Below are 9,245 nucleotides of genomic sequence, written 5' to 3'. Positions count from 1 at the left end.
GGGTGCCGCCGCCGACAAGTGGTGGCCGACGCTGCTGAAGGGGTTGCCGAAGCTGACCGCACTGAGCTGACGCTCCTGCGAGACCACCACAGCATCAGAAAGCGAGCGACCGGAGCGGCGGGCGGCGATCACGGCTGCTTGGACGGTCGCCATTGATTCCAAAGAGCTATAAGGAAGCGGGGAAATTTCAGCGTTTTGGCATTACTCAACAGCTATTCGCGCTGAAGAAGCCGATCCTGATAAGCGATGCCACCAGTCAGTACCTTCAGACCGCTCAATCAGCACCCTCGTGAATGAGGCGGGCTGATGGCTGCACTATACCCTGTGCAGTTCTGGAGGGGGTCACTTCACAATCATAGCACCTCTCCAAGATGGGCGCTGGGGGCGAAATAGCCTCTTTGATGCGTCGTCAGGTCTGACAGTCTGACGGGTGGGGATGTCAGTACGAAAATCGGGAAAATGAAATTTAGCTGAAAATTCAGGTTCGTTTCAGTTGACCACTACAAGCTTTGTGCGTCAAGATTAAGTGCCGTTTAACTGGCACATCCATATTGAGGCAATAAATCGTTGTCGATATGAAAATTAAAATAAGGAGTTTCAGGTGAGCAAAATCTTCAAATCAATAAGCGCTCCGCTGGCGATAGCTTTAGTAGCAACACCGGCGTTGGCCGCGGAGCCGGTCGGGCGTGCGTCACCAACCGTAGAAGACCTGAAGGTTGAAATAAATCAACTGACGGCTGAAGTGGAAGAGCTCAAGAAAGGCGATTCCCCCTTCACGGTGAACGGTTATTACCGCCTGCAGGCGACCTCAGAAAGCCTGGATGAAACCAACGAGAACAGCAGTTCATTTGTTGACCAGCGCCTGCGTGCAAAGATCACCGGCGACCTCAACGATAACGTGAGCCTGGTTTGGTACGGTGAGCTCGATTCTCCCTGGGGTGAGAAGGGAAGCTGCCAGGGTGACAATTGCGGCAAACTCAGCGCCGACGGCGTTGGCGTTGAGACCAAAAATGTCTACGCTGAACTGAAGGTGCCGAACAGCGACTGGAAGGTGCGAGCGGGCGTCCAGGGGTATGGCTTCGGCAAGTACGAGAGCCTTGTTACCAACGACGACATGAATGGCGTCTCCTTTGCGGGCAATGTTGGTATGGCCACGCTGACAGGTGGCTGGTTCAAGTGGGAAGAAAACGATAGAGATTCTGCGGACGACGTGGACTTCTACATGTTGAGTGCCGAAGTTCATCCCAGCGAGGTTTTCCACTACGGCCTTACCGGAGCTCAGATCAGCAACAGCAGTCCGGATGCTCTGAATGGTACGGCGGCTCGAACGGATGACAACTATTTCGGTGCCTACGCCGATTTTACCTTTAACAAAATGGCCTATAGCGGCTCGGTACTTTACAAAAAGTCGTCCGGGCGTGACTCTGACGCAACAGATGGCGACACGTACATGTTGAATCTGTATGCCCAGAGGCATTGGGACAATGCAAGCCTCAAGATTCACGGCATCTACATTCCGGCTGATGACAGCAGCAATGGTGCAGATCGCTTCGCGGCAAACCAGTCAGGCTGGGAGCTGAATAGCAGCAATCTGCAAATCTTCGGAACAGACTACTACTACAACAATGGTTCCCAGGGGGCCAAGTCAGTTTATGACGCAGCTTACCAGGGATATGGTCTGATGGGGCTGATGGTCTCGGGTGATCAGGAACTTTCCAACGACTACTACCTGAAGTACGGCACAGGATACTTCCGCGCTGCCGACGACGCGCCCGACAGCGCTGCTGCTCAGGCCAACGGCTCAACCCTTGGTACTGAAGTCGCTGCTCAGCTTGGTAAAAAGTTTGCCGGCGTGTATGACATCAGCCTCCGCGGTTCTTACGGTTTCATGGGAGACTTCTACGGAGATGACCCGGAGGATACCTATAAGGTCGTAGCTATGGTCAATATCAGTTACTGATCAACGTGTAATTTCATGATCTGATACAACGGCCGGGCCTTAGTCCGGCCGTTTGTCATTGAGCCGAACATGCGGAAGGTCGGCAATGATTTTGACGAAATCCTCCAAATGAGGACGCTAGCTGACCCACGCAAAGGGGCTAGCCTTTTCTACTGGGCATTATCGTACTAAAACCACCACCGGACGCCCGCCACGAAGCTGGAGGACTCGACGTCTTCCCCCTCGCGCTCACGAAGGTCCTCTGTGTTGCCCAGAAAGCGGGTGTAAGAAACACCCACGTAGGGCGCAAACTCCCTCGAAAAGTGGTATCTCAGACGGAGCCCCAGGCCCACATTATTGATGCCACTACCGACGCCCCACTCCTCAACATCGCTGAAGGCAACGAGCGTTTCGCCGCGGCCCTGCAAAATGAGCCTTTGGGTCAGCAGCCAGTCGTACTCGGCTTCAAGATCGTATGACACGTCACCGTCGTCGGTGACTCGGAGATTTGTGTCTACCTCAAACCAGTAGGGGGCAAGTCCCTGCAATCCAACAATGGCCGAATAGCGCTCCTTATTAGGGCTGGGGCCAAACGTTGTCTGGGCACCCAATCCTGTCTGTATATCCCAGAAGCGATCGAAGCGATAGCTGTACTGCACATCAAAATTTTCGATGTCGCCGCTGTCGCTGGATAGATCAGTCTCACCTTCCGTTTCGACCCAGAGCCGATTGCGATCTTTACCAATCCAGGCCTGGGCGTCCCACAGGGCCAATTCGTTGTCGCCGTCACGCTGGTATTCCATCCGGTCAAACAGAACCTGGCCAAACACCTGGTTGTCGTGTATCGGCAGCGTCCAGTCCGGTTCGGCCTGAACGCCAGTACCGGCGGCGCCGGCTCCCGAGGCAAGCGTTAAGGCTGAGGCACCCACAACCCACTTGATGCGATTCATCATAATGTTCATCCCCTATCCCGTTAAACGACCGACACGACACGAAACATGCCTGCGTCCATGTGGTACAGAAGGTGGCAATGGAAAGCCCAGTCACCCGGTGCATCCGCTGTGATCAGCGCGGATACACGCTCGCCGGGTTTGACGGAAATCGTGTGTTTGCGTGGACGATATTCACCTGCACCGGTTTCCAGTTCCATCCACATGCCATGCAGGTGAATGGGGTGATCCATCATCGAGTCGTTGACGAGGATCAATCGCAGGCGCTCGCCATGGTAGAACTTGACCGGGCCATCGACTTCAGAGAACTTTTTGCCGTCGAACGACCACATGTAACGTTCCATATTGCCGGTAAGGTGCAGTTCCACCTCGCGTTCGGCCGGGCGCTTGTCGGGCCAGCCCTCAATGCTCTGCAACTGGGAATAAGTCAGCACCCGATGGTTGGCTGTTTCAAAGCCTACACCAGGGTCATCCAGACGCGATTGCGGGCTGGAAGCCACCATGGCCGCCCCGGGACCGTGATTATCAGGGCCATGGGATATCGGCCGAGCCGCCGTCGGGACCTCATTCATCGTTGCTTTGTCCGAGCTCATCTTGTTCATTCCCGAGTCGGCGCCATTCATCATCATTTGGCCATGGGCTTTGTCGTTGCTGCCTGACATCATTTCCATCTTGCCACCCATGTCCATGCCGCTGTCCATGTTCATATCGCCGTCCTTGCCCATGGCGCCCATGCTCATCGCGCCCATGCCCATGGCGGCCATACCGCGCTCGGTTCGCGGATACATGGGCGGTACTGGCGCCTCCATTCCCTTGCGGGTGGCTAACGTTCCGCGCACATACCCCGACCGATCCTGTGACTGGGCAAACACGGTGTGAGCCGTGTCGGTTGGCTGTACAATCACGTCGTAGGTTTCCGCCACGCCAATGCGGAATTCATCCGTTTCAACGGGTTGCACTGGTTGGCCGTCAGCGGAAATAACCGTCATCGGGAGGCCCGGGACACGGACATCAAAGTAGGTCATCGCCGAGGCATTGATGAATCTCAGGCGAATTTTCTCGCCGGGACGGAACAGCCCGGTCCAGTTACTGGCAGAAGGCGATCCGTTCATCAGGTAGGTATATTCAGAAGCGGTTACATCCAGAATATCCCGGGGGCTCATTCGCATTCTGCCCCACATGCCGGCTTTGCTCCACGCAGCATCCCAGCCCATGGTTTCAACATCCTTGAAGAAGTCGCTAACGGTGCGCTGGTTGTAGTTATAGTAGCCCTCTGCCACTTTCAGGTTGCGGAATACGTCCTCGGGAGAGTCAAAGGTCCAGTCAGATAGAACCACAACGTATTCGCGATCATAGGCCACCGATTCGGGCTCGGCAGGATCAATGATAATCGGCCCATAGTGGCCTAGCTGTTCCTGAAGGCCAGAGTGGCTGTGGTACCAGTAGGTGCCATGCTGTTCGACCGGGAAACGGTACTCAAACGTTTCGCCGGGCATGATGCCGGGAAAGCTGACGCCAGGAACGCCATCCATCTGGTACGGCAGAATCAGACCGTGCCAGTGAATGGATGTTGCCTCCGGTAGCGTATTGGTGACACGCAAGATTGCCTCGCGCCCCTGTTTGAGGCGCACCAGAGGCGCTGGCAGAGTGCCGTTGATGGTGATGGGCTGTTCCGAGACTGTGCCCCCTATCTTGAGAGGTGTTCTCGCGACGGTCAGGTCGTAGATGTCAGCGCCATTACGCACGGTGTGAAATGCGTTCGTGTTGTCCAGTTGTCCTCTAGCATAGGCCGGCAACAAGCTGTCGAAACCGGCAAGAAGTCCCATCGTGGCAGCTCCTTGGATAAGGCGCCGCCTGGACATACCTGCATAGAAATGTCTATCGCTCATAGGTTGCTCCTAAAACCATGTATATACAGCTTCTCGCGTTCGTGGCTCGATTGTTGACGCTACCCGGTGCAACTGAAATCAAACTGAAAAGACGACCGGTAACCCCCCATTTTTAGGCTCTTCGTCGCTGGGTGTGGAATTCGCCCCCTGAGCTGGGCCAGGATATGACCTCCACATGGACAGGAGGTACGACATGGACGGCACGCAGATTCTGACCCTCGGCCTAGGCCTTGAAGCGCCCTGGTTGCTTAAGGACCAGCACCTGGATACCTCCGTGTCGCCCCACCGCCTGGACCTCTATGTCGAGGCCGAGCGGGGCAGCCTCTACCCCTGCCCGGAGTGCGGCAAGGCCTGCCCGGCCCATGACTTTGCCGACAAGACTTGGCGGCACCTGAACTTCTTTCAGCACCACTGCTACCTGCACGCTCGCGTGCCTCGCACCAAGTGCCCCGAGCATGGCGTCAAGCGTATTGAAGTGCCCTGGGCGCGGCCGGGCAGCGACTTCACCCTGCTGTTCGAGCAAGCCGCTATGTCGTTGGTCAAGGAGATGCCGGTGCTGGCCGTCTCCCGGCAACTGGAGATCTCCGACAAACGCCTGTGGCGCATCGTGCATCACTACGTCGGCCGCATGCTGAGTGAGCTGGACCTGGCCAACGTGACCACCGTCGGCGTCGATGAAACCGCCTCCCGACGCGGTCATCGCTACGTCACGGTATTCCTCGATATGCAGCGCAAGCAGGAACCGGTGATCTTCGCCGTCCCCGGCCACGGCAAAGACGCCATCAAGGCCTTCAGCGCCTTTCTGGCAGCGCATGGCGGTGACACCGACAACGTGGTCGAGGTCGTGTGCGACATGTCACAAGCCTTCCTCAGCGGCGTGGCCGAGCATCTTCCCAAGGCCGACATCACGGTCGACTGGTTCCATATCGTTCAGACCTTCACCAAGCGGCTGGACGAGGTGCGCAAGAAGGAACGCCGGGAGCAGGGGCATCCCAAGTCGCTGCGCTGGGCCCTGCTGAAAAGCCTCGACAACGAGAACCTGACGCCCAAGCAACTGGCGGCGCTCCAGGAGCTGGTGGCCGATCAGAGCGCCACAGCCGATGCCTGGGTGATCAAAGAGAAGCTGAGCTGGATCCAGAAGGCCCCGACGCCGCGGGCGGCTCGGTGGCGTATCACGAACTACCTCAAGGTCATGAAGGCGGCGGTCACCGAGAAGCCTCTCATTAATATCTGCCCAAAACCTGAGTATTTCATTAACTCTCAAGAACTATATCAAGCCGCAAACTCATTCAAGCGACCTCCATGCGGTCAAAATGCATATTGTAACCTCGCACGCACTTCATCTCCGCTAGCGCCATTGGCTTCTTCGCCATCCATGTAGCTCATTCCAAGTCGAACATTCTTGTTGGCGTAATAGTTAACGCCCAGTGTTGTTTGCTTACCGTCAGTTGTGGCCAGCCCCACATCACTGTATTTTCCGTCGCCATCTTCAAAACGGGCAATAACTTCCCAGGCTCCTTTGGGCGATGACGGTTTCACTCGCTTGAACGCCCCAGCCTTGTAAGGACGGCTTTCGCCGGTGACAACCCAACCAAGCTGTACGTAATAACCATCAACATCCACCTGACCTTCCTCGGAATCGAAATATTCGGCCTGGGCATGGAAGGGCCCGGAAGCGCCGGCCAATTCCAGATTAAACGTATCGACCTCATTGGCCTGAGTGTCGGCATCACGCGTGGTATAACCCGCACCAAGATGAACAACAGCATTATTCGTTTGAACGGGTGCAACCGTGCCCCGTGCGGTTACTGCCGTGTTATTGAAGTCGTCGCTGCCATCGCCGTCTGCCTCGAAATAGCCGATACCGTAGGTCCAGTTGCTGCCTTTGCCACTGAGCTGGATGCCGCCGCTGCGACCGGGGGTATAACGCTCGGTCATGGCGGATCGCTCAAGGGCCGAGATGTCTTTTGAACTCGTTAATTGTTCCAGGCCGAATGGCTCTTTCTGCTTACCAATAGTCACGGTTGCCGTCGAGCCAAATCCCAGGTAGCGAATGTACAGGTCCTCAGCGTTCCCGCCGTCGGCGCCATCACTCTCAGCCACGTTGAACTGGGCTTTGTACGCCCAGTCGCCAAAGTGGCCCTTGGCGTAGAGGCGTGCCCGGCGCACGTCGAAATCGGTAGTGTCAACACCGTTGGCGTCAGACTGCGTGGCGTCGTAATCCCATTGAAGGCGCCCGCCGAGCTGAAAAGACGCAGAATTGTCAGACGTTTTCACCTTGATACCGCTCTCGGTATCGATCACAAGGTCTTTGCCGCTGGTCGTAACAGTTCCGGCCTGTGCAGCAGAAGCGGCAGAAATCGCCAAAGCCAAGCCCAAATATTTCTTGCTCATGATCTGTCTCACCTTTTTCGGTTTGCTTGTGTGTGTTGAAGCGCGATTAAAGTCTATTTGGCAAAGATTACAGAATGGTTACAGAGAATGCATCAAAACAGGGCGCTGGTCCGGGCCGGTGACAGGTTCTGGGGCGCTAGGTGTTGCGGTCGTTTTTCGGGGGCAAGCTCAGAATGCGCCGATTTGTCTCTATAATTATGATAAACAAGAATAAATAAGATGTGGCAGGAATTTTGCTAAATCATATTTGGAGCAATGAAACCCAACCGAAGGTATCCATTATGAAGAAGCAGTTTTTCACCAAATCAGGTTTTATCAGTATCACTTTGCTTGCAGCACTTCAGGCTGCGCCCGCCATTGTTAGCGCTGACGTCAGCTCAAATGTGAGCGCCAGCAGCAACTATCTGTTCCGGGGCGTCACCCAGACAGACGGGGCTGCGGCTGTCCAGGGAGGGTTGGATTATGAGCATGCGTCGGGCTTCTACGCCGGTGGTTGGGGTTCCAATGTCGATTTTGGTGACGGCACCAGCTATGAGCTTGATCTTTATGCCGGATTCTCCGGCTCTGTGGAAGAACTGGGTTATGACGTTGGGTACATTTATTATGCGTATCCTGACGCGCCGGGCTCCATCGACTTCGGCGAACTGTACGGCGAGATCAGTTATGGCATTGCGGCCATCGGCCTGGCCTACACGATCAACAGCGACACCAGTGGTGATGGGGTGTTCGTGCAGGGGGATGCCTATTACTACGCCTCTGTTGGGGTGCCTCTGGAGGACAGCTACAGTGCCGGTGTGACGCTTGGCTATTACGACTTCGCTGATGACGGCAAGGCTTCTGTCGGCGAGGCAAGTTATTCACACGTCGCCGCCAACGTTACAAAGGATGCGGGAAACTTCGGTTCTTTCAGTGTTAACGTGGAGTACGCGGACATTGAGTCAACCGACGCGCTTGGCTCTGTCAACTCGGATGATCCGAAGTTCTGGCTGGGTTGGAGCAGGAGTTTCTGATCGGCCAAGTGATCACAAGCAATTCAGATCCAGAATAAAAAGCCGGCCCAAATGACGGGCCGGTTTTTATTTATCATGCAAGAACCCACCATCGTGCGCCTGCCTTGACGCCCGGTGACTCGACATCCTCGCCCTTACCTCTGCCCCCCCCCTGCCGCCAAAGCTCATTTCTTATCCGGTGCCTGAATTTCAAACTGTATTAAAGGTTTGTCTGTAAGGTCGCTCCGGAATCCCACGCAAAAATGCTGACTCACTGACCTCAGTCAAACAGCCAGGATGATACTGAATGAACAAACGATTGTTGTTGTGCGCGATGATAGTTCCGGGAGCCTTGGCCGTCTCTCCCATGGTGTCGGCCCAGGCACAAGAGAGTGTGTCGCTGAAAGAATATCAGCAGGCCAAAGCCAGCCAGGCTGTTTCCCTGAACCAGGCCATGGTGATGGCTTTCGAGAACAGCCCGGTATTGGCTTTGAGGCGGGCCGCGGTCTCGATACAGCAGGGACAGTTATGTTTGATATTCGATTTCTACGGCCGACTCGTCTCCACAATGAATGAAGAGTTCCCCTTTCGCTGAATTTGAAGATGAAAACTGAAACCAACCACGGCCAGACTTTTCACGACCATCATCATTTCCAGACCAAGAAAACTCGACTCGCCCTCCATCATCTGGAATGCGGTAGTCGATTTGGCCCTCAACTGCTCCGAATACAAAAAAGCCGAGGCCATCTTCATCGAACTGGAAGTATCCGGGCTCGATAAGATCAACAAAGTCTTGATCCCACATTTCCATCCACTTAATTCGCCAGCGTCCAACGACTTTACTCAAACTACCTCCTTAAAACATAACAGTGATTATACGCCCTTCAACATAACACTATTGAGCGCGCCAGCATGATTATTGATGTTATATCGCCACTCAAACAGGCATAAACCACTGTTTCTAATACCTGAATCCGTGAAGCCGGCGCCGACACTTTCCCTATCACCGCCAGCGAGCACTTTTTGATCATTCGCCCCGTGCAAGTTGGCTTTCGCAAGCCCGTTATTGCCAAAACCCACCGTG

At 55.1% G+C, this 9,245-nt stretch carries 7 protein-coding genes and 1 pseudogene; 3 read left to right on the top strand and 5 right to left on the bottom strand.

Features of this window, described 5'->3' with window-relative positions; translation table 11 throughout:
- Positions 1-601: 601 nt before the first annotated feature.
- Entirely contained in the window at positions 602-1,960 is a 1,359-nt protein-coding gene (locus V8L71_RS19950) for a hypothetical protein (protein ID WP_336270594.1), read from the top strand.
- 167 nt (positions 1,961-2,127) lie between these two features.
- Here the strand turns inward: V8L71_RS19950 and V8L71_RS19945 are convergent, their stop codons facing one another.
- Together V8L71_RS19945 and V8L71_RS19940 are read right to left on the bottom strand one after the other, a co-directional pair.
- Positions 2,128-2,901, bottom strand: coding sequence for a copper resistance protein B (locus V8L71_RS19945; protein WP_063744308.1), 774 nt, complete (start codon positions 2,899-2,901; stop codon positions 2,128-2,130).
- Between the two features lie 11 nt (positions 2,902-2,912).
- Positions 2,913-4,751 (bottom strand): copper resistance system multicopper oxidase, encoded by a 1,839-nt coding sequence (locus V8L71_RS19940; RefSeq protein ID WP_431313200.1) that lies wholly within the window; start codon positions 4,749-4,751, stop codon positions 2,913-2,915.
- Positions 4,752-4,971: 220 nt separating this feature from the next.
- Between V8L71_RS19940 and V8L71_RS19935 the strand changes: the two are divergent.
- Positions 4,972-6,003, top strand: a pseudogene (locus V8L71_RS19935) (ISL3 family transposase); the annotation flags it as partial.
- 83 nt (positions 6,004-6,086) lie between these two features.
- Here the strand turns inward: V8L71_RS19935 and V8L71_RS19930 are convergent.
- Positions 6,087-7,172 carry an OprO/OprP family phosphate-selective porin gene (locus V8L71_RS19930; protein WP_336270592.1) on the bottom strand — a complete coding sequence of 362 codons (1,086 nt, stop codon included), beginning with the start codon at positions 7,170-7,172 and terminating at the stop codon, positions 6,087-6,089.
- 281 nt (positions 7,173-7,453) lie between these two features.
- On the opposite strand from V8L71_RS19930, the gene V8L71_RS19925 reads away from it, so the two are divergent.
- Positions 7,454-8,182: a TorF family putative porin gene (locus V8L71_RS19925; RefSeq protein ID WP_035566949.1), complete on the top strand. Its 729-nt coding sequence runs from the start codon at positions 7,454-7,456 to the stop codon at positions 8,180-8,182.
- A gap of 505 nt (positions 8,183-8,687) precedes the next feature.
- Here V8L71_RS19925 and V8L71_RS19920 read toward each other — a convergent pair.
- Both V8L71_RS19920 and V8L71_RS19915 read right to left on the bottom strand, forming a co-directional pair.
- A complete protein-coding gene (locus V8L71_RS19920; RefSeq protein WP_164834383.1) occupies positions 8,688-9,008 on the bottom strand; it encodes a hypothetical protein in 321 nt (106 codons plus the stop codon).
- A 26-nt stretch (positions 9,009-9,034) separates the two neighbouring features.
- Positions 9,035-9,245 (bottom strand): hypothetical protein (locus tag V8L71_RS19915; protein ID WP_218927822.1); only part of this gene is annotated, 211 nt, incomplete at its 5' end.

This window comes from Vreelandella indica (assembly GCF_037070225.1).
Taxonomy (GTDB): Bacteria; Pseudomonadota; Gammaproteobacteria; order Pseudomonadales; family Halomonadaceae; genus Vreelandella; species Vreelandella arctica.
The sequence above is the reverse complement of the archived record's forward strand: the minus strand, read 5'-3'. Positions and strand labels throughout refer to the sequence as shown.